The following is a 19,616-nucleotide window of genomic DNA, read 5'->3' on the forward strand; positions in this document are numbered from 1 at the left end:
CTTAATATTCGGGAAACGGCTATGGTTATCGGCCCACCAATTAGACGCTGCGTTCAGCGGGCATTTGTGTCCCATACCGTCATATTTGCTTCTTGTCTTCTGGCCTGAATAGTTGTTCAGTTCTTCAAAGCGATTGGGGACAATTGCTCAAAACATTGAAGACGCAGCGCGATCTTGCAACCCCTCCCGGGTGCGGACGCGCCGGGGATGGGGAAGCGCGCCATGGTCTATCGGCGAACCCAGCAAGTGGTGAAACGGCTGGCGGCGCGGCGCAGCGCCATTCTGGCGGCGGCGCGGGACGCTGCGGCCGACGGCGGCATGGCGGCGGTGCAGATCGCCCCCGTGGCGGTCCGCGCCAATGTCGCGGCCGGAACCGTCTATCGTTATTTCCCGTCCAAGGCCGAACTGATTTCCGAATTGATCGCCGAAGTCTCGCGCGACGAACTGGCCGCGATCCGTCGCGCGGCGGAGGCCGCGCCCGGGCCGTCCTCGGCGCTGGCCGCGGCGGTGACGACGGTCGCCGTCCATGTGCTGTCGCAGCGCAAGCTCGCCTGGGGGATTCTGGCGGAGCCGGTCGATGTCGACGTGTCGGCTTCGCGGCTCGCCAGCCGCCGCGAAATCTCCGGCGAGATCGCAGCAAGGATCGAAGCGGCCGTGCGTGCCGGACATCTGCCGGCGCAGGATACCGCGCTCGCCGCCACCGCGCTGCTCGGCGCATTGCACGAGGCGCTGGTCGGCCCGCTGGCCCCGGACAATATGGACGATTCCGCAAAACTGCGCGACGCCGTACAGACCGTGACGCTATTGGCGTTGCGCGCGGTCGGCGTCATGGACGCCCGCGCCCGCGGCCTCGTGGTGCAGGCGGTGCTGCCGGCCAAGGCGCTGGTGGGTGCGTAGGGCATGATCGCTCGCGACAAACGCGGAACGCGTTTGCGCTGATATCACCGGCAATTGACATCGCTCTGACGCAACCATCCGCCAAATTGGGCGTGATCGGTCATTCAGCGGTGAAGGAGCATTCCATGACGACGACATCAGGCTCGGCCAAATGGCAGGGCGGCATCAAGGACGGCAAGGGCGCGATCTCGACCAAGAGCGGCGCGCTGAACGACTATCCCTACGGTTTCGCCAGCCGCTTCGAGGGCAAGCCGGGCTCGAACCCGGAAGAATTGATCGGAGCCGCGCACGCCGCCTGCTTCACCATGGCGCTGTCGCTGATTCTCGGTGAAGCCAAGCTCACCGCCGAGCAGATGGAAACCAAGGCCGACGTCACGCTTGAGAAACAAGGCGACGGCTTTGCCATCACCTCGGTGCATCTGACGTTGAATGCGAAAATTCCCGGCGCCGACAAGGCGAAGTTCGAGGAACTGGCGGGCAAGGCAAAAGCCGGCTGTCCGGTGTCGAAGCTGCTGAACACCAAGATCACGCTGGACGCGACGCTGCAGTGATCATGTCATTCCGGGGCGATGCGAAGCATCGAACCCGGAATCTCGAGATTCCCCGGGGCGCAATTGCGCCCCTGAGGTCTGGTCCTTCGGACCATCCCGGAGTGACGGCGCTAAGGGCACGCCGTCACTTATCCGCTTTGCCTTCCGGCCCGACATAGGCGATGCGCACCATGTTGGTGGTGCCGGCGATGCCGAGCGGCACGCCGGCGACGATGATCACGCGCTGGCCTGCCTTGGCGAAGCCGTCGCGGAACGCAATCGAGCCGGCGCGATCGACCATGTCGTCCTGGTCGTGCGCGTCTTCGGCGACCACGCAATGCACGCCCCACACGACAGACAATTTGCGCCCTGTCGCCAGGTTCGGCGTAATCGCCACCACCGGCGGCTTCGGCCGTTCGCGCGCCACGCGGATCGCGGTCGAGCCCGAACTGGTCCAGCAGATGATCGCGGATAATTCCAGCGTCTCGGCGATCTGCCGCGCGGCGTCCGCGATGGCGTCGCCGACGGTCTGCTCCGGCTCGGGCCGCTGCGCCGTCAGCACCGAGCGATAGGTCGGATCGCGCTCCACTTCCTCGCCGATGCGGTTCATGGTCGAGACCGCCTCGACCGGGAATTTGCCGGCGGCGGATTCCGCCGACAGCATGATTGCGTCGGCGCCCTCATAGACCGCGGTCGCGACGTCGGAGACTTCGGCGCGCGTCGGCACCGGCGCCTGGATCATCGATTCCAGCATCTGGGTTGCGATCACCACCGGCTTGCCGGCGCGGCGCGCCATGCGCGTCATTTGCTTTTGAAGACTGGGCACCCGCTCCAGCGGCAGTTCGACGCCAAGATCGCCGCGCGCCACCATCAGCGCGTCGGAGACCTCGAGGATTTCGCCGAGCCGGTCGATCGCCTGCGGCTTTTCGATCTTGGCCATCACGGCGGCACGGCCGCGGATCAGCCGCTTGGCCTCATTGACGTCCTCGGCGCGCTGCACAAAGGAAAGCGCGACCCAGTCGATCCCCGTCGTCACCGCCGCTTCGAGATCGGCGCGATCCTTCGGCGTCATCGCCGAGACCGGCAGGTCGGTGTCGGGCAGGCTGACGCCCTTGCGGTCCGACATCTTGCCGCCGATCACCACCCGCGTCACCGCGCGATCGGGCGAGGTTGCCTCGGCTATCAGCCGCACCTTGCCGTCGTCGAGCAGCAATGCGTGACCCGGCCGCAGCGCCGCCAGGATTTCCGGATGCGGTAGCTGGACGCGGCTGTTGTCGCCCGGTGCCTTGTCGGAATCCAGAACAAAACTCTGGCCGTTCTTGAGCTGGGTGGCGCCTTCATTGAACGAGCCAAGACGCAGCTTCGGTCCTTGCAGATCGACCAGGATGCCGATCGGCCGGCCGTAGCTGCTCTCGACATTGCGAATGGTCGCGACCAGTTCGCGCATCTTGTCGTGCGAGGTGTGGCTCATATTGATGCGGAACACATCCGCGCCGGCCTCGAACAGCTTGCGAATCATCGCGCTGTCCGACGATGCCGGGCCGAGGGTGGCGAGGATCTTGATACGACGGAGGCGCCTCATTGCTTGGGCGCCGAAGCTGGCGGCTGCCCGGATCCGCCTTGCGGCGGTCCGCCCGGCGACAGGCCCGGAACACCACCGGGACCGACCGTTCCCGGAATCCCCGGCACGCGCTGCTGCGCGGGTTGTTCATTGGCTTCGGTCAATTGCACGGTCCATGCTCTCTGTTCGCCGGTGTCGACCTCGAAGAACCCGGTGCGGTCAAAACCGCGCGCCAGGCAATTCTCGGTACCCTTAATGGTGAATTCCTTGTCACGCGAACACATGAAGGCCTGCCCCGACCATTCGCCGCCGCGGTCATAGTCGAGCGCGTAGATATAATAGAACCGTGCGACAAGCGTTCCGCGCAGCAGCGTCTCGCAACTGCGCGAGGAAACGTTCCACCAGCCCTCGGTGGTCCAGCCCTCGGCGTCCTTGTAACCGAGCGCGATGCCGACCCGGCTCGAGGTGTTATTGCAGAGGCGAAAGTCAGCCGCTGCCGAACTGTTCCACAGGCCCGTCACCGCCAACGCCAGCGCCGGCAGGAGGCCGGCAGTCAGGCGAGCGGGGAAGGGGCGTGAAGGCAGAGAATCTGTTCCGATCATATGGCGAAGCTATATCAAATCATTGACGATTTCGCTTGCCCGGCGGGAGCTGTCAACGCCGGGCAAGCGCGTTTCCCACGATGCGGGACGTCCGGATTAACCGGTTCCGTGCTGGTTTGCGCGCCGATATGGCAAAATCTGTGACAATTCCCACCTGATATCAATATGCTCAGGAATAACCCTGCGGGACCAAGCCATGACAATTGACGACAAAACCAGAACAGAACTGGAAGCCGCCGTTTTCCGGCGCCTAGTCGAGCACCTGCGCGACCGGCCCGACGTCCAGAACATCGACCTGATGAACCTGGCCGGCTTCTGCCGCAACTGCCTGTCGAACTGGATGAAGGAAGCGGCCGACGGCAAGGGTGTGGCGATCAGCAAGGATGAGAGCCGCGAGGCGGTCTACGGCATGCCCTATGAGACCTGGAAGTCGAAGTTTCAGGGCACCGCCAGTCCCGAGCAGCTGGAGGCGATGAAGAAGACCCATAGCGGGCATTAAAGCGTCGGCGCGCTTCGTAGCCCGGATATCCGGGAAGATCGTGCCTCCGTCCCGGATGTCGCGGAGCCTGTCATCGGGCGCGCATTCGCGCGACCCGTTGGCTCATCCGGGCTACAATGTACCTTCCTGTGGGCGCGCTGTGGATGAGCGCGATGGTGCCTTGACGCAAGGCGCCGCACTCTTGAGGGTCAATCTCAGAAAGCGCCGCGCGGTGAAGCGTGCGGCGCTTGATCTTTCAGCCCTACCATTCAGTTCCACTCAGGAGTACCCGATGGCCAACTCTGCCGCCGCCGTCCAGGAAGAACCCGCGACGAAGTTCGCAAAAGACCAGCTCAAGGCCATCGTCGAGCGCATCGAACGGCTGGAAGAGGAAAAGAAGACGATCTCCGACGATATCCGCGACGTCTATGCCGAAGCCAAGGGCAATGGTTACGACGTCAAGGCGCTGCGCACCATTGTTCGCCTGCGCAAGCAGGACGCCAATGAGCGCGCCGAGCAGGAGACGATTCTGGAAACCTACATGCAGGCGCTCGGGATGCTGTGAGGCGCCAGCCAGAGCCCCGTTCCGATGGAATCGGAACGGGGCTCTGGATTCTTGGTTTAACGCGTTTTCTTGACGCGAACCGGCGTCCACTTCGCTGGAAAACGCTCTAGCAGGCACTTCCGGGGAAACCAGCTTGGGCCACGGCTCCGCCTCTGTTAGGCTACCCGCAAGGGAACCTGGAAATGGACGTGCCTGGACCAGAGCGAAGGCTCGCAGCGGTCCTTGCCGCCGACATGGTCGGTTATAGCCGGCTCATGGAGGTTGACGAGACGGGGACGCTTGCCCGTCTCAAGACCCACCGGATCGAACTCATCGATCCGGTCATCACGAAGAACCATGGCCGCATCATCAAGACCACCGGCGACGGCATGCTGGTCGAATTCCGCAGCGTCGCCGATGCCGTGCTGTGTGCTGCCGAGATTCAGCGCCGGATGGCGCGGCGCAACGCCGACGTCTCGCCGGCGCGCTGGATACAGTTCCGGATCGGCATCAATCTTGGCGACATAATCGTCGAGGACAACGACATCTTTGGCGACGGCGTCAACGTGGCGGCGCGTCTCGAAATGCTCGCCGAGCCTGGCGGCATCTGTGTCTCCGGCGCGGTGCGCGATCAGGTCGGCCAACGGCTGGATGACGTCGCATTCGAGGATCTCGGCGAGCAGAGCGTCAAGAACATCGTCCGTCCGATCCGCGTCTTCCGGGTTCGGCTCGACGCCGATCCGGAAGCCGCGCCGGAGGGCGCGAAGGACGCTGCGGCGGCGGCGCCGGCCTCCAAGAAGCCGTCGATTGCCGTGCTGCCGCTCGCCAACATGAGCGGCGATCCGGAGCAGGAATTCTTCGCGGACGGCCTCACCGAGGACATCATTACCGAGCTGTCACGGTTCCGCGATTTGCTCGTCATCTCGCGCAACTCGACGTTCGTGCACAAGGGCAAGGCGGTCAACGTGCGGGAGATCGCGCGCGAATTTGGCGTCGATTACGTCCTCGAGGGGAGCGTGCGCAAGGCGCGCGATCGCGTCCGCGTCACCGTACAGCTGATCGACGCAGAAACCGACCAGCACGTCTGGGCCGAACGCTACGACCGCGAGCTTGAGGACATATTCGCCATCCAGGACGAAATCACTCATGCGATCGTCGCAACGCTCCCCGGCAGGGTCGAGGCCGCCAGGCACGACCGCGCAAAACGCAAGCCGACCGAGAGCATGGCGGCGTATGAGTGCGTGCTGGCCGCCAAGGTGCGGCACCACCGCTCGACGCGCGAGGACAATGCCGAAGCGCAGCGCCTGCTCGACCGCGCCCTCGCGCTCGACCCGAACTATGCGCATGCCCACGCCTGGAAAGCATGCGTGCTGGGCCAGACGTGGGTCTATGGCTGGTGTGCCGATCGCGATGCCACCTTCGAGCAGGTGGCCGCGGAGCTGGAGGTCACGCTGGCGCTCGACGACAATGACAGCGACGTGCACCGGATTCTCGCCGCGCTGAACCTGAACCGTAACGACCATGACAAGGCCGCGTATCACCAGGAGCGAGGGCTCGCGCTCAATCCCAACTACGACCTTGTCGTGGTGCAGCAGGGCGAGCTTCTAACCTGGCTCGGGCGGCCGGAGGAAGGCATCGACTGGATCAAGAAGGCGATGCGCCTCAACCCGTACCACCCGGAGCGCTTCTGGAGCCACCTCGGGCGCGCTTGCTACTGCGCCGAGAAATATGCCGACGCCATCGAGGCCTTTTCGCGGATCACGCGGCCCGACTACACCCATCATGCCTTCCTCGCAGCCACGTTTGCGCAAATGGGCAACGCGGTCGCCGCCGCTGCGCACGTCGCCGAGGTTCTAAAGTCAGAGCCGGCATTCTCGGTGGCCGTTTACCTCGCCACCCAGCACTACAAGCACGCCATCGACCGCCAGCGTCACGAGGCTGGCCTGCTCAAGGCAGGCTTGCCGGCCTGACGCAGCCGAGCACGAACACGGTGATCACGGCGCAGGGGCCGCGCTCTCGCGAGGATGATTTCGAGACCGATGGAAGTTGTGCCTGCTTAGCGCAGTGACGCCGTGCGCACGACGAAAGACTGCGTGGTGAGCTTGGCGGTCGCCGATCCGGTAAACCGGTCGGTGGTCATCCCCAGCATCGGATCTTCCGAGAAGCCCATCGTGATCGCGTACGGCGGCTTGACGAAGTAGCTGCGCATCAGCGTCATGTCGGTATCGCCCAGCACGGTCGTCGACATCGCGTTGCTCGCGCTCGGTGCCAGCATCACGACCCGCATCCAGACATCGTTGCCCTTGGCGGCGGCAAGCCGCGTCGAGGTCGAAATCACGCCGGCCTGACCGTGCGACCCCTTGGCGACGACACTGTTGATTTCGGTGGCGGCAGCGGCGGCATTACGCGCTGGCCGCACGGTGCGCGGGATCGGCGCGGAGGCTGCGACGACGTTGGCGCGGTCAACCGGCGAGGAGGCGGCCGGCGCGTAGGCCAGCGCCTTGTTGAAAGCGTCGGTAACGCTGGCAGTCGGCTGCGGATCGGCGGCGCCGACGGCCTGACGGGCCCTGAGGGCTGCGAGCTGCACGGGGGTGGGCTGATTGGCCGTCGTCGGCGCATCACCCCAGAAGCCGCGGGCGTTGATGATGTCGGCGGGTGTCTGCGGTTTCGGCTCGGCTGGCTTGTCGGCGGAAGCCTGCGCGGCCGGTTTGGATGGCTCCGGTTTGGATTTGGGCGCCGGAACGATCTGCGCATCAGCCGAGGCCAGCTGGATCGTTGCCGCGACCGGCTTTGCGCGCGGCGTCGGCACGATCTCGGCGGATTTGGTGTCGGCGGCCTTCGGGGCCGCGGCGGCGGCCACCACAGAAGGAGCGGGCTTCTCGTTCCTGACGGTGACGGGGGCGCCGCCCTCATCATCCTCGTCACTGGATTTGCCGCCCTTGAACAGCGAGGCGAACAGGCTGGGCTTCTTGCCCACCGTTGCAGCGTCGTCGCCACTGCCGCGCTTCTCGATGTCGGCGCGGGCCAGTTCATAACCCTTCAGCGGACCACCATTCGAGGGCAGGTGGACGGTGCGGCCATTGGGGAACACCCGGGCCAGCTGATCATGCGTCATGCGCGGCCAGTGACGGACGCTGCCGGTATCGAGATGAACGAACGGCGATCCCGAGGTCGGGTAGAAGCCGACGCCACCGCGCTGCAGGCGAAGTCCGGCGGCGCGGATCTGCTCGAGCGCAATGCCTGGGATGAAGAAATCCATCGCGTGGCCGAGCGTGTGCTGGCTGTGGCGGGCCACGCCGGACGAGCGGCGGCGGAGCATGGCATTGGTGGCGGGGGAGCGGTAGGCGGAGATGATCTGGATCGGCTGCTTGCCGTCGACGTCGCGGTTGACTTCCCAGAGGATGTCGAAGAGGTGACGATCCATCGTGGTCTGGTCCTGGCTGCGCCAGTCGCGGAGGAAGTGATTGAGTTTCTTCAGCGCCTCTTCGTCGTAACGCCCGTCGCGCTTGAAGGTGACGGTGAGGTCTTCGTTGGAGTGGGTGTGGTGGAAAGAAAGCGTCCGGGTCTCGTTCAGCGCGGTCGCGTCATGCACCGACCCGGCTCCGGCAAGGAGCAACAGCGAAGTCAGGCCGATTTGATATCCGGCCTTCGGCAGGCGAAGCGAATTGATTTGGCGCGCGAAACCAGTCAGCACGTATGAGCCCACCCAGTCGACGAGCGATCACGGATCTCTTTCGCAAACCAGGCCTCCCAAGGACCTGCGAAAGAGGGTGAACGCTTTATTAAAGCGGGAGGGTTAACCGAAGTTTACCGACCCGCCCCCAAGTTAGGCTTAACCTAACCCGTCGACTGTGGCGAAAAAGTGCCCTGTGCCAAAACCGAGATGGATAATGGTTAACGTAAACGATCTCGCCAAAGCGGCGAGATCGTTGATTTTACTTAAAAATTTCGAGAGGCAGCCGGGACCCGGGGATTAAGACCCCCGGGGTTTAACGGGTGATCACCCGTCGCTGCTGCTGGGGTTGCGCTTGCGGCCGGCGGCCGACTGGCGCGGGGGGCGTGACCGATGGTCCGCCGAACAGCCGCTCGAAGAACGAAGGACCGGAGCTGCCGTAATCATTGTTGAAGGCGACGTTGGACGGCAGTGACGCGCCGCTCGGCCGGACGTAGCTCGGGTTGGCATGGGCCACAACGTTCTCCAGGTCCCTGCTCCCGGAATTCTTGAGCAGCGGCAGCATCCTTGCGTCGCGGCCGTAGACGTCCCTGCGCAACTGCAGCTTGCCGGAATCATCCACGAACGCGGTCTGATAGGTGATGTGGACCGGGACCGGGGTCGGGAATTTCAGGTCGATCTCGCTGCGGCCATACATGCTGCGGATTTTTTCCGGCGTGTATTTGTCGTTCGGCATGACGATGTTGAGCAGCGTCGAGGCGTATTGATCCGGATTCTGCACCCGCATGCAGCCATGGCTGAAGGCGCGCTCTTCCTTGGCGAACAGGTTTTTGTCGGGGGTGTCGTGCTGATAGACCAGGAACTTGTTCGGGAAGTTGAAGCGGATCCGGCCGAGCGCATTGGCCTCGCCCGGCGGCTGCGAGATATGGATCGAGCCGTCACGGTTGCGTTCGAGCTTCAATCCCATGCGTTGCAGCACGGTCGGATCCTGCTGCAGCGCCGGCAGATATTCGTTGTAGATGATCGACGGCGGCACGTTCCAGGTCGGATTGACGGTGATGAACTTCATCGTCTCGGTCAGCATCGGCGTGGCGTGGTTTCCCGGCTTTCCGGTCACGACGCGGGTGGTCCAGACCTGGGCGCCGCCCTGCATCACCTTGAGCGTGAAGTCGGGGACGTTAAGAATGACATAGGCGTTGTTGAGCGACGGCACACCGAGCTGGCGCGGCAGCCAGCGCAAGCGTTCCATGTTGAGGATCACGGTGTCGATCTGGCGATCCCGCTTCGGGCTGTTGATGGCCTTGACGGTCTTGTCGTCGAGCACGCCGGTCGGCTTGAGGTCGGCGCTTTCCTGGAATTTGCGTACCGCTGCGGCGACCTTGGCATCGTACTTGGTGTCGTCGGGATTTTCGGTGACGCCGAGCTTGGCGCGCAGTTGCGGCACACGCGGATCTTCGGGGGCGGCCTCCGGCTGTTTCTTGGTCGCCGCCTTGAATGCGAGCGGAGCGCCTTCGGCGATCTGCACCACCGGGCCTTCGCCCTGACCGCGCAGTTCGGCGAGCTTGGCCTTCAAATCCTTGTAGAGCTTGAGCGGCGGGTTGTAGCCCTCGAGCGCTGCGGAAGCATCCTTGGCGGTCGAGATGTTGGCCAGAACTTCGGCCGGATCGGTCGGATGCTCGGGATAGAGGATGTCGGCGGCGACCTGCGACCAGTGCATCCGGCTGCTCTGCGCCTGGCGTGCATAGTCCAGCATGCTGGCGGTCAGCTTCAGTTCGGCGTCGGCCAGCTGGTCGGGCGAGGTAGCGGCTGCAAAATCCGGCACCGGATAGTCGGCGGGGTTGAGGCCGTCGGCAGCAGCGTCCTTCAGGCGCGCGACGACGCCCTTGGCGCCGGCGGTCAGTTTGCCGGCCTGCGTCCACTGCGGCGCAAATTCGCGGGCGCTGTAGAATTTTTCGACCGCGGCGCGCTCGCCCTTGCGATCGAACGTGCGCAGCGCCTTGCTGGCAAGCATGTCGCGCAATTTGTCGGCGACCGGCTGATCCGCCGGCGCGACACTGCTCGCGGCCTTCACCGGCTCCGCGGCAGGTGCTGCAGCCGTCGCGGGCGCAGGCGTTGCGGGCGTCGTGGTCGCGGTGTCGCTCTTGGGAGCGTCGCTCTTGGGGGTGTCGGCCGCGGGCGCGGTGACGGTTTCGGCCGGCTTCGGATCGGGAACGGTCGTGCTCGGTGCGGGTGCTGCCGTCTTGGCTGGATCGGGTACCGACGCGGTGGCGTCGATCCTAAAATCGCTGGCGGTCGGCGGCGGAACGTTGGCCGGCTCGGGACGCGGAACTGCTGCATCGATCGCGAGCTCTGCAGCGCTGGCCCGGGGCGTATCGCTCTGACCCGCCAGTGCAGAAGTCGCGGACACCGCTAGGAAGGTTGCCGCGACGGCGATCAGCACGCGGTCAAATCCAGCACGGTTGGTCGAACAGTCACGCATCGTCACACCCCCCTTGGGCGGAACTGCCCCGGCATGGAGCAGTCCTTCAGGTATCGCTCGTCACAGCTTGCGCGAAAGCGCCGGCCTCGATCGCTTTAAGTCGGTACGCCTGCACGCAACGATTCAAACGCAGACGATACATGCGCCCCTTTCATGCAGCCAGCGCCATGGGGGGCAACTCACGACAAACTGACCTCAAACCACCAATTGCAATTCGGGTGGCGCGGTTTTGCCATGCCCCCTGACATTTGTCTGTCACCGGCAAGCCACGGTTCGAAGGTTCCCGAATCCCCGATGGCGCTCAAGCCCTTGCCACGGGAGCGCCACAATCGTCCATGGCGCTCAATTGCTGCTCAGTTGGTATCTTGCGCGCCCTCAGCCGGATCGTTGGCGGCGGCCTCATCGAGTTTGCGATAGAGCGTGGAGCGGCCGATCTTCAACCGGCGCGCCACTTCCGACATTTGCCCGCGATAGTGCGAAATCGCGAAACGGATGATCTCGTTTTCCATTTCCTCGAGCGGCCGCACCTCGCCCGCGGAGGTCAGCATCGCGAGACTGCCGGTGTTGCTCAGCGGCGCAATCGGTATCTCATTACCCGACACCATCGCAGGAGCCGTCGACGGACCGACGATCAGCGGTTCGCCGTGCATAGCCTGGGTGTCCGTGTCCGGGACGATATGGTGGGCGGCGGCATGCGGGAAGTCCGACAGGCCAAGCTGGTCGCTCTCGCTCAGCACCACGGCGCGATACACGGTGTTTTCGAGCTGGCGGATATTGCCGGGCCAATCGAGCTGCGCCAGATGCGTCATGGCTTCACCGCTGATGCCGGTGATGGTGCGGTTCTCTTCGGCGCTGAACCGCGCCAGGAAGTACCGCAACAGATGCGGGATGTCTTCCCGTCGCATGCGAAGCGGAGGAATGGTCAGCGGCAGCACGTGCAGGCGATAGAACAGATCCTCGCGGAATGCGCCGTTCTTCACGAGGTCGAGCAGTTTGCGGTTGGTCGCCGAAATGATGCGGACGTCGACCTTCACCGGCTTGCGGCCACCGACGGCCTCGACCGTGCCTTCCTGCAATGCGCGAAGCAGCTTTACCTGGGCTGCAAGCGGCAGTTCGCCGACCTCGTCGAGGAACAGCGTGCCGCCGGACGCTTCGACGAACTTGCCCATGTGGCGTTCGGTGGCGCCGGTGAAAGCGCCCTTCTCGTGACCGAACAGGATCGATTCCACCAGATTGTCGGGGATCGCGCCGCAGTTGACGGCCACGAACGGCTTGGCCTTGCGCTCGCTGCTGCCGTGGATGGCGCGGGCAAACAATTCCTTGCCGACGCCGGACTCGCCTTCGATCAGCACCGGAATGCCCGATGAGGCGGCCTTCTGCGCCGTGCGCAGCACGCCTGCCATGGTTTCGCTGCGGGTGATGATATCGGCAAAGGTCAGCCGGCCTTCGCGGCTGTGACGGATGCGCTGCAATTCGCCCTTCAAGGCCTGCGTGTTGAGCGCGTTGCGCAGCGACACCTGCAGCCGTTCGAAGCCGGCCGGCTTGACGACGAAATCCTGCGCGCCGGCGCGCATCGCCGAAACCACGTTGTCGATGCCGCCATGGGCGGTCTGCACGATGACGGGAACGGTCAATCCGGCATCACGAATTTTTGCGAGCACGCCGAGTCCGTCGAGACCGGGCATCACGAGATCGAGAACGACGGCATCGATCGCTTGCGCGTCGGGGGCGGTCAGCAAGGCCACGGCGGCGTCGCCGCTGTCGACGACGAGGGACTCATAACCGCATTTCTGCACCATGTTTTCCACCAGACGGCGCTGCACCGCGTCGTCATCAGCAATCAGAATGGTAGCAGCCATGGTTTACCCCGCACGTTACGCTAACTGTATCGAATCGGGGCACTCTCGCCTATGGCGATTAACGCACACTTAATTGTTGGAGGGCGGCTGTGTGAGAGCGGCTAAGCGTTGAGGTGTGGCCACACCTCCAGAACGCCGCGATAACACATGTCGAAAGCCACATAGAGGATGATCGCAAGGCCGACATAGGCGATCCAGCGATGCTTTTCCAGGAGCCGCGCGATGAAGTTGGCGGCGAGCCCCATCAGCGCAATGGAAAGTGCCAGACCGAATATCAGGATCATCGGATGCTCGCGCGCCGCACCTGCGACGGCGAGCACATTGTCGAGCGACATCGACACGTCGGCGAGCGTGATCTGCCAGACGGCCTGGCCAAGCGTCTTCTGGCGGCCCGCACCGGCTGGTGTATCGATCGCTGCGGACGACAAACTCTGAAACTTCGGTTGATGCGACGTATGCAGCTCGCGCCACATCTTCCAGCATACCCAAAGCAGAAGAACGCCGCCCGCGAGCAGCAGTCCAATGATTTGCAGCAACTGAACCGTGACGGAAGCGAAGCCGATGCGCAGGACCGTGGCGGCCAATATGCCGATCAAAATCGCCTTCTTGCGCTGACCCTCGGGTAGCCCGGCGGCTGCGAGCCCGATGACGATCGCATTGTCGCCGGCGAGCACCAGGTCGATCATGATGACCTGGAAAAGCGCTGTCAGGTGTTGCGAGGTAATTAAGTCCAGCATGCGGGGCCACTCCGTTCAGGAGTCCAATCCGACATCGCAGTTCGCTTGAACTGCCAGAGGGGCCCGGGCTTGGACGTGCACAGTCAAAAAAGACGAAAGGTCGATCAGCGGAAAAACCGTTTCCGCTACTCAGGTTGGTCCGAAAGGGCGAAGAGCCTGATCATCTGGTCCGGCTCGATCAGAACGGACAGCACGACGCCGATGAACGTCAGGCTGCCGGCGAGGTCGAACCACATGGTGCGGAACCGGTCGCGTCGGCACAGCAGCGCGAAGCCGGCCGTCGTCGCGCCGACCGCAAACAGCAGGGTGACAATCGCGGGTGTCAGCGCATCAACAGGCACGAGGTTGCGGATTCCGAGCGTCGCGATCAGTGCCACCAGCAGGATGCCGGCCATCAGCTCCTTGCCACGGGTGGTGTTTTCCTGGCCCTTGGTCCGGACAATCCGACTGCGATCTGCGATAGCCATGGATTATTGTCCTCCCAAAGACTCGCGAACTGAGGGAAGCCGCGAGATTGTGGTAGGGAACATTGGCTGTTCCGGAATTCAATCTAGGTAGTTTAGTAATCATGAAACGAGCAAAACATCAAGATGTTTTCGCTGGACAGCTGCCGGGCAAGGTCGCCACGGAAGCCCGGCAATTGCGGAAACAGGCTGGGGATTGGCTCAAGCTGCGCAGGGCCGATGCCGGATTGTCGCAGGCTGATCTCGCCGCGCGGCTCGGTCTCAAATATTATACGTTCATCTCACAGGTCGAGAACGGGTTCAGCCGCGTTCCAACTGAAATCATGGGCGCATGGGCCAGCGAGCTGGGTCTTGAACAGGCGGCGTTCGCTAGGCATCTATTACTGTACTACGAGCCGGAATTGCACCGGCTGCTGTTCGGAGCGGAAAGCAAATGAGCGTGGTTGCGTTCGAGCGCACACAGGAAACCGGCATCTGGAGCGAACGGGAACTCAATACAATCTGCGCGGCATTGCAGGCTGCGCTCGCGCCGTCGACCGGCCGCGAATGGGAAACCGGCACCACCGAAAAAGGCGATGCCCAGTTCTATCTGTTGGGTCCGCTTCCGGATCAGGCCTGCGAGCTGTGTGTGTCCCGGATCGGGGCGCGCTATATCCTGGAAGACGGATCGGGCCGGCTGCTGTTCGAGCATCGAAACCTCGATATCGTCGTGCTGCATGCGAGGGCGGCGGTCCCGTCCACGTCGTGGCTGATGGTCAAGGCGATCACGCTGTGGTGTGCGATTCGGAGCGCCTTTCACGAAAAACTCGAGCCGATGATCGCGGAGACCGAAGAGCTGCTGGTGCAGCTCGCGCCGCAGCTGGCAGCGTTCGCCTGATCGCCTCGTCAAAAATCATCACGCCAATTTGAAAGTGTTCATGAACGCGAAATCTGCGACATCCCGCGCCAGCAAGACGTCCCGCAAAACCGCAATCAGCAAGGGAACTGCCGTCAGCAAGACCACCGCAGCCAAATCGAAGACCGACAAACTGCCGGAATGGAATCTGGCCGACCTCTATTCCGGCATCGACGCCCCCGAAGTCGCGCGTGACTTGCAGGAGATGGATGCCGAATGCATCGCGTTCGAGACGGACTACAAAGGCAAACTGGCCGAAAACGTTGCAAAGGATAGTGGCGGGCAGTGGCTCGCCGCAGCGGTCAAGCGCTACGAGGCGATCGACGACCTCGCCGGCCGCCTTGGCTCCTATGCCGGCCTTGTCCACGCCGGCGACAGCGTCGATCCCGCGATCACGAAATTCTACGGCGACGTTTCGGAGCGGCTAACGGCCGCATCGGTGCATCTGCTGTTCTTCGGGCTTGAACTCAACCGCGTGGACGACGCCGTGATCGAGCGCGCGCTGCTGACGCCCGAACTCGCCTACTATCGCCCGTGGATCGAGGATCTGCGCAAGGACAAGCCGTACCAGCTCGAGGATCGCGTCGAGCAGTTGTTTCACGAAAAATCCCAGAGCGGCTATGCCGCCTGGAACCGGCTGTTCGACCAGACCATCTCCGGCCTGCGCTTCAAGGTCGGTGGCAAAGAACTGGCGATCGAGCCGACGCTCAATTTCCTGCAGGACCGCGCGCCGGAAAAGCGCAAGGCCGCGGGGCAGGCGCTGGCGAAAACCTTCAAAGAGAATGAGCGGACCTTTGCGCTCGTCACCAACACGCTCGCCAAGGACAAGGAGATTTCCGATCGCTGGCGCGGCTTTGCGGATGTCGCGGATTCCCGGCATCTCAACAACCGCGTCGAGCGCGAGGTGGTCGATGCGCTGGTCGGATCGGTCAGGTCGGCCTATCCGCGGCTGTCGCATCGTTATTACGCGCTCAAGGCCGGCTGGTTCAAAAAGAAGAAGCTGGCGCATTGGGATCGCAACGCGCCGCTGCCGTTCGCGGCGACCGGCACGATCGCCTGGCCCGAGGCCCGCAACATGGTGCTGACGGCCTATCGCGGCTTCTCGGTCGAGATGGCCGATATTGCCGAGCGTTTCTTCACCGACCGCTGGATCGACGCGCCGGTGCGGCCGGGCAAGGCGCCCGGTGCGTTCTCGCATCCGACTACGCCGTCGGCGCATCCCTATGTGCTGATGAACTATCAGGGCAAGCCGCGCGACGTGATGACGCTGGCGCATGAGCTCGGCCACGGCGTGCACCAGGTGCTGGCGGCCAAAAATGGAGCGCTGATGGCGCCGACGCCGCTGACGCTCGCCGAAACCGCCAGCGTGTTCGGCGAAATGCTGACCTTCAAGCGGCTGTTGGGACAGACCAAGAATGCGAAACAGCGTCAGGCGCTGCTCGCCGGCAAGGTCGAGGACATGATCAACACCGTGGTGCGGCAGGTCGCGTTCTATTCGTTCGAGCGCGCCATCCACACCGAGCGCAAGAACGGCGAATTGACCGCCCAGCGCATCGGCGAGATCTGGCTCAGCGTGCAGGGCGAAAGCCTCGGGCCGGCCATCGACATCCGTCCGGGCTACGAGAATTTCTGGATGTACATCCCGCACTTCATCCATTCGCCGTTCTACGTTTACGCCTATGCGTTCGGCGATTGTTTGGTGAACTCGCTTTATGCGGTCTACGAGAACGCCTCCGACGGCTTTGCCGAGCGCTACCTTGCGATGCTCGCGGCCGGCGGCACCAAGCATTATTCCGAACTGCTGAAGCCGTTCGGGCTCGATGCCAAGGATCCCAAGTTCTGGGACGGCGGGCTGTCGGTCATCGCCGGCATGATCGACGAACTGGAAACGATGGGCTGACGCACATGCCGCGGCGACAAACTTCGGCCGTCGTCGCATCCCATCATGACGGCGACGTCAGGAGTGGAGCGCTCATGATCGACACGCCGACACGACGCGCAGTGCTTGGAGCGGGCGCCCTCGTGGCCGGTTCGCTGTTCGGGATCGAAAGCGGTGTTGCCCAGGCGCCGCTTCCACCCACGCCCGCCTGCCACGACGGCGAGGCGGCAACGCTGGCGCAGACCGAAGGGCCGTACTTCAAGCCGTCCTCGCCGGAGCGGGTCGAACTGTTTGAAGAGGGGATGGCGGGGCAGCCGATCGAACTGGTCGGGCTTGTCCTTTCCCGCGACTGCAAGCCGGTCTCTGGCGCTTTGCTGGATTTCTGGCAGGCCGACGGCAGGGGGCAGTATGACAATTCCGGCTTCCGGCTGCGCGGTCATCAGTTCACCGATGCGGAAGGGCGCTATCGATTGCGCAGCGTCGTGCCCGGCGTATATCCCGGCCGCACCCGCCACATCCATGTGAAGGTGCAGCCGCGCGGCGGCCGCGTGCTGACCACCCAGCTCTATTTTCCCGGCGAATCGCAGAACCGCTCCGACGGCCTGTTCCGCAAGGCGTTGCTGGTGCGCACCGCCAAGAACGCCGGATGGCTCGCCGGGCGGTTCGATTTCGTGGTCGGCTAGGCGCTTTAGCGCCGCGCAGGCATTTTCGGTAAAACATTTGTTGAACAGGCGGGCACGCCGTGTTATACGTTCCGTACAACGGAGCTGGTACTATGACCAAGACCACTCGCGGCATGAACGAAGCCCCTCGTGAGTACAAGATCGAGGATACCGCGCTTCAAATTCGGAAGATTGGCAATTCGGTCGGCGTGATCCTGCCGAAAGAGCTCCTTGCCCGGCTGAATCTCAAGGAGGGCGACAAGTTCTATCCGGTCGAGCAACCGGATGGCAGCCTGCGTCTTTCGCCGTTCAACCCCAAGCATGCGCGGACGATGGAAATCGCCCGCCAGATCATGCACGAATACCGCGATACGTTTGCCGCGCTTGCAAAATGAGTGAGCCAATCTGGCTCGATGTCGACGAAGTCATCGACATGCATGCCGGGCAACTAGCGATATTTGGCGGACCAGAAGGCCTCCGGGATCACGGCCTTCTGGAGTCGGCGGTTATGCGGCCGGTCAATCAATGGGCTTATGGACAGACTGATATGGCCGCGCTCGCCGCAGCCTATGCGTTCGGTCTTGCCCGGAACCACGCCTTTGTGGACGGCAACAAGCGCACCGCATTCCACGCCATGATGGTGTTTTTGCGGGTCAACGACATCCCGTTCGCGCCCGATCCGGCGCACGCGACGGCCATCATCCTGTCCCTGGCCGCGGGCGAGGTCAGCGAGGAAAGCCTGACCCGCTGGATCCGGGATAATTGGCCTTCCGAATGACCCGATAGGCTTTGTCCCGTTGCCCTGCTGGCGGCTTTGCGGTAATTGCACGCCAGATCGTGGATTGACTGGGGATACCGATGGCAGACCATAGCGAAGTGGCCTACACGACCGCTGACGGCAACGATTATCCGGCCCATGAGCAGACCTATGAAGGGTTCATCATGCTGGTCAAATACGGCACCGTGGCCGTCGTCGTGATCGTCGCCCTGATGGGCTACTTCCTGACCTGATGCGTCGCCGGCTGCACTGCCCGGACGGCGGTGACCAGAAAAATTTGCACGTCGCCCGGTCGTGAAACCGGTATCCAACTAAGCGGAAATAACGCTAGTTTGCTTGCGCGCGCGCCCTCGCGCCGCCGGAGGCCCCATGAAGATTGCCGTTGCCAAGGAAATCGATCCGTCCGAACCGCGGGTGGCTGCTTCTCCCGACACCGTGAAGAAGTTCAAGGCGATTGGTGCCGAAGTGGTGGTGGAGCCGGGAGCAGGCATCAAGTCGGGCCTGCCGGATTCCGAATATATCGCGGCCGGCGCCACCATCAGTGCGGACGCGCTTGTTGATGCCGACATCATCATCAAGGTGAAGCGGCCGGAGGCCTCTGAACTCGGCCAATACAAGCGCGGCGCCCTGGTCATCGCCATTATGGACCCCTACGGCAACGAGGCGGCGCTCAAGACCATCGCCGACTCCGGCGTGTCTGCCTTCGCGATGGAATTGATGCCGCGCATCACCCGCGCGCAGGTGATGGACGTGTTGTCCTCGCAGGCCAACCTCGCCGGCTACCGCGCGGTGATCGAGGCCGCTGAGGCGTTCGGCCGTGCTTTCCCCATGATGATGACCGCAGCGGGCACGGTTCCCGCGGCAAAAGTGTTCGTGATGGGCGTCGGCGTTGCCGGCCTGCAGGCGATCGCGACCGCGCGCCGGCTTGGCGCCGTCGTCACCGCGACCGACGTGCGGCCCGCCACCAAGGAGCAGGTCGAAAGTCTCGGCGCCAAATTCCTCGCTGTCGAGGATGAGGAGTTCAAGAACGCACAGACCGCCGGCGGCTATGCCAAGGAAATGTCGAAAGAGTATCAGGCCAAGCAGGCCGCCCTGACCGCCGAGCACATCAAGAAGCAGGACATTATCATCACGACCGCGCTGATCCCGGGCCGCCCGGCGCCGAAGCTTGTCAGCGCCGACATGGTCAAGTCGATGAAGCCCGGCTCGGTCCTGATCGATCTGGCGATTGAGCGCGGCGGCAATGTCGAGGGCGCCAGACCGGGCGAAGTCGTCGATGCCGATGGCGTCAAGATCGTCGGCTACACCAATGTCGCCGGCCGCGTCGCACAGTCCGCCTCCAGCCTGTATGCGCGCAATTTGTTCAACTTCATTGAAACGATGGTGGATAAGACCACCAAGGCGCTCGACGTGAAGTGGGACGATGAGCTGGTCAAGGCCACCGCGCTGACCAAAGACGGCGCCGTCATCCATCCGAACTTCCAGCCCAAATAGACAGCGTCAGGAGAGCCGCCATGGATCATATTGCACAGGCCGTCGATCCCTTCGTGTTCCGGCTGTCGATCTTCGTCCTTGCCG

At 63.4% G+C, this 19,616-nt stretch carries 20 protein-coding genes; 13 read left to right on the forward strand and 7 right to left on the reverse strand.

Features of this window, described 5'->3' with window-relative positions:
• Window positions 1–222 precede the first annotated feature (222 nt).
• Both JQ611_RS38540 and JQ611_RS38545 read left to right on the forward strand, forming a co-directional pair.
• The gene (locus tag JQ611_RS38540) at window positions 223–897 is read left to right on the forward strand and encodes a TetR/AcrR family transcriptional regulator (protein ID WP_192736811.1); all 675 of its coding nucleotides are present in this window, start codon (window positions 223–225) and stop codon (window positions 895–897) included.
• A 125-nt stretch (window positions 898–1,022) separates the two neighbouring features.
• The gene (locus JQ611_RS38545) at window positions 1,023–1,448 is read left to right on the forward strand and encodes an OsmC family protein (protein ID WP_212265604.1); all 426 of its coding nucleotides are present in this window, start codon (window positions 1,023–1,025) and stop codon (window positions 1,446–1,448) included.
• Between the two features lie 124 nt (window positions 1,449–1,572).
• On the opposite strand, the gene pyk is transcribed toward JQ611_RS38545, so the two are convergent.
• Together pyk and JQ611_RS38555 are read right to left on the reverse strand one after the other, a co-directional pair.
• Entirely contained in the window at window positions 1,573–3,009 is a 1,437-nt protein-coding gene (pyk, locus tag JQ611_RS38550; protein WP_212468444.1) for a pyruvate kinase, read from the reverse strand.
• Window positions 3,006–3,590, reverse strand: coding sequence for a DUF1036 domain-containing protein (locus JQ611_RS38555; RefSeq protein ID WP_212468446.1), 585 nt, complete (start codon window positions 3,588–3,590; stop codon window positions 3,006–3,008). The genes pyk and JQ611_RS38555 overlap by 4 nt, the downstream gene beginning before the upstream one ends.
• 196 nt (window positions 3,591–3,786) lie before the next feature.
• On the opposite strand from JQ611_RS38555, the gene JQ611_RS38560 reads away from it, so the two are divergent.
• The 3 genes from JQ611_RS38560 to JQ611_RS38570 all read left to right on the forward strand — a co-directional run bounded on the left by JQ611_RS38560 (window position 3,787) and on the right by JQ611_RS38570 (window position 6,582).
• Entirely contained in the window at window positions 3,787–4,089 is a 303-nt protein-coding gene (locus tag JQ611_RS38560) for a DUF1244 domain-containing protein (protein WP_212265607.1), read from the forward strand.
• A gap of 271 nt (window positions 4,090–4,360) precedes the next feature.
• A complete protein-coding gene (locus JQ611_RS38565) occupies window positions 4,361–4,633 on the forward strand; it encodes a DUF2312 domain-containing protein (RefSeq protein ID WP_212265608.1) in 273 nt (90 codons plus the stop codon).
• A 182-nt stretch (window positions 4,634–4,815) separates the two neighbouring features.
• The gene (locus tag JQ611_RS38570; protein WP_212468448.1) at window positions 4,816–6,582 is read left to right on the forward strand and encodes an adenylate/guanylate cyclase domain-containing protein; all 1,767 of its coding nucleotides are present in this window, start codon (window positions 4,816–4,818) and stop codon (window positions 6,580–6,582) included.
• Window positions 6,583–6,668: 86 nt separating this feature from the next.
• Here the strand turns inward: JQ611_RS38570 and JQ611_RS38575 are convergent, their stop codons facing one another.
• The 5 genes from JQ611_RS38575 to JQ611_RS38595 all read right to left on the reverse strand — a co-directional run bounded on the left by JQ611_RS38575 (window position 6,669) and on the right by JQ611_RS38595 (window position 13,827).
• Window positions 6,669–8,318 carry a DUF882 domain-containing protein gene (locus JQ611_RS38575; protein ID WP_212468450.1) on the reverse strand — a complete coding sequence of 550 codons (1,650 nt, stop codon included), beginning with the start codon at window positions 8,316–8,318 and terminating at the stop codon, window positions 6,669–6,671.
• Window positions 8,319–8,601: 283 nt separating this feature from the next.
• Window positions 8,602–10,764 carry a murein L,D-transpeptidase gene (locus JQ611_RS38580; protein WP_212468452.1) on the reverse strand — a complete coding sequence of 721 codons (2,163 nt, stop codon included), beginning with the start codon at window positions 10,762–10,764 and terminating at the stop codon, window positions 8,602–8,604.
• Window positions 10,765–11,117: 353 nt separating this feature from the next.
• On the reverse strand, window positions 11,118–12,623 hold the full coding sequence (locus JQ611_RS38585) for a sigma-54 dependent transcriptional regulator (RefSeq protein WP_212265612.1): 1,506 nt from the start codon (window positions 12,621–12,623) through the stop codon (window positions 11,118–11,120).
• Between the two features lie 101 nt (window positions 12,624–12,724).
• On the reverse strand, window positions 12,725–13,360 hold the full coding sequence (locus JQ611_RS38590) for a TerC family protein (RefSeq protein ID WP_212468454.1): 636 nt from the start codon (window positions 13,358–13,360) through the stop codon (window positions 12,725–12,727).
• A gap of 125 nt (window positions 13,361–13,485) precedes the next feature.
• Window positions 13,486–13,827, reverse strand: coding sequence for a hypothetical protein (locus tag JQ611_RS38595; RefSeq protein WP_212468456.1), 342 nt, complete (start codon window positions 13,825–13,827; stop codon window positions 13,486–13,488).
• 101 nt (window positions 13,828–13,928) lie between these two features.
• Between JQ611_RS38595 and JQ611_RS38600 the strand changes: the two genes are divergently transcribed.
• From JQ611_RS38600 to JQ611_RS38635, 8 genes are all read left to right on the forward strand, one after another.
• The gene (locus JQ611_RS38600; protein ID WP_212265615.1) at window positions 13,929–14,261 is read left to right on the forward strand and encodes a helix-turn-helix domain-containing protein; all 333 of its coding nucleotides are present in this window, start codon (window positions 13,929–13,931) and stop codon (window positions 14,259–14,261) included.
• Window positions 14,258–14,701, forward strand: a complete 444-nt coding sequence (locus JQ611_RS38605) for a hypothetical protein (RefSeq protein WP_212468458.1) — start codon at window positions 14,258–14,260, stop codon at window positions 14,699–14,701. The genes JQ611_RS38600 and JQ611_RS38605 overlap by 4 nt, the downstream gene beginning before the upstream one ends.
• A 40-nt stretch (window positions 14,702–14,741) precedes the next feature.
• The gene (locus tag JQ611_RS38610; protein ID WP_212468460.1) at window positions 14,742–16,619 is read left to right on the forward strand and encodes a M3 family oligoendopeptidase; all 1,878 of its coding nucleotides are present in this window, start codon (window positions 14,742–14,744) and stop codon (window positions 16,617–16,619) included.
• 74 nt (window positions 16,620–16,693) lie between these two features.
• Window positions 16,694–17,281 carry an intradiol ring-cleavage dioxygenase gene (locus JQ611_RS38615; protein ID WP_212468462.1) on the forward strand — a complete coding sequence of 196 codons (588 nt, stop codon included), beginning with the start codon at window positions 16,694–16,696 and terminating at the stop codon, window positions 17,279–17,281.
• 113 nt (window positions 17,282–17,394) lie between these two features.
• Window positions 17,395–17,655, forward strand: a complete 261-nt coding sequence (locus JQ611_RS38620) for an AbrB/MazE/SpoVT family DNA-binding domain-containing protein (protein WP_192736949.1) — start codon at window positions 17,395–17,397, stop codon at window positions 17,653–17,655.
• Window positions 17,652–18,038, forward strand: a complete 387-nt coding sequence (locus JQ611_RS38625) for a type II toxin-antitoxin system death-on-curing family toxin (protein WP_212265619.1) — start codon at window positions 17,652–17,654, stop codon at window positions 18,036–18,038. The genes JQ611_RS38620 and JQ611_RS38625 overlap by 4 nt, the downstream gene beginning before the upstream one ends.
• Window positions 18,039–18,118: 80 nt before the next feature.
• Entirely contained in the window at window positions 18,119–18,271 is a 153-nt protein-coding gene (locus JQ611_RS38630) for an aa3-type cytochrome c oxidase subunit IV (protein WP_212032862.1), read from the forward strand.
• A gap of 136 nt (window positions 18,272–18,407) precedes the next feature.
• Window positions 18,408–19,532: a Re/Si-specific NAD(P)(+) transhydrogenase subunit alpha gene (locus tag JQ611_RS38635; RefSeq protein WP_212468464.1), complete on the forward strand. Its 1,125-nt coding sequence runs from the start codon at window positions 18,408–18,410 to the stop codon at window positions 19,530–19,532.
• The last annotated feature ends 84 nt before the right edge of the window (window positions 19,533–19,616 follow it).

The sequence above is a fragment of the Bradyrhizobium sp. AUGA SZCCT0182 genome (assembly GCF_018130185.1).
Lineage (GTDB): Bacteria > Pseudomonadota > Alphaproteobacteria > Rhizobiales > Xanthobacteraceae > Bradyrhizobium.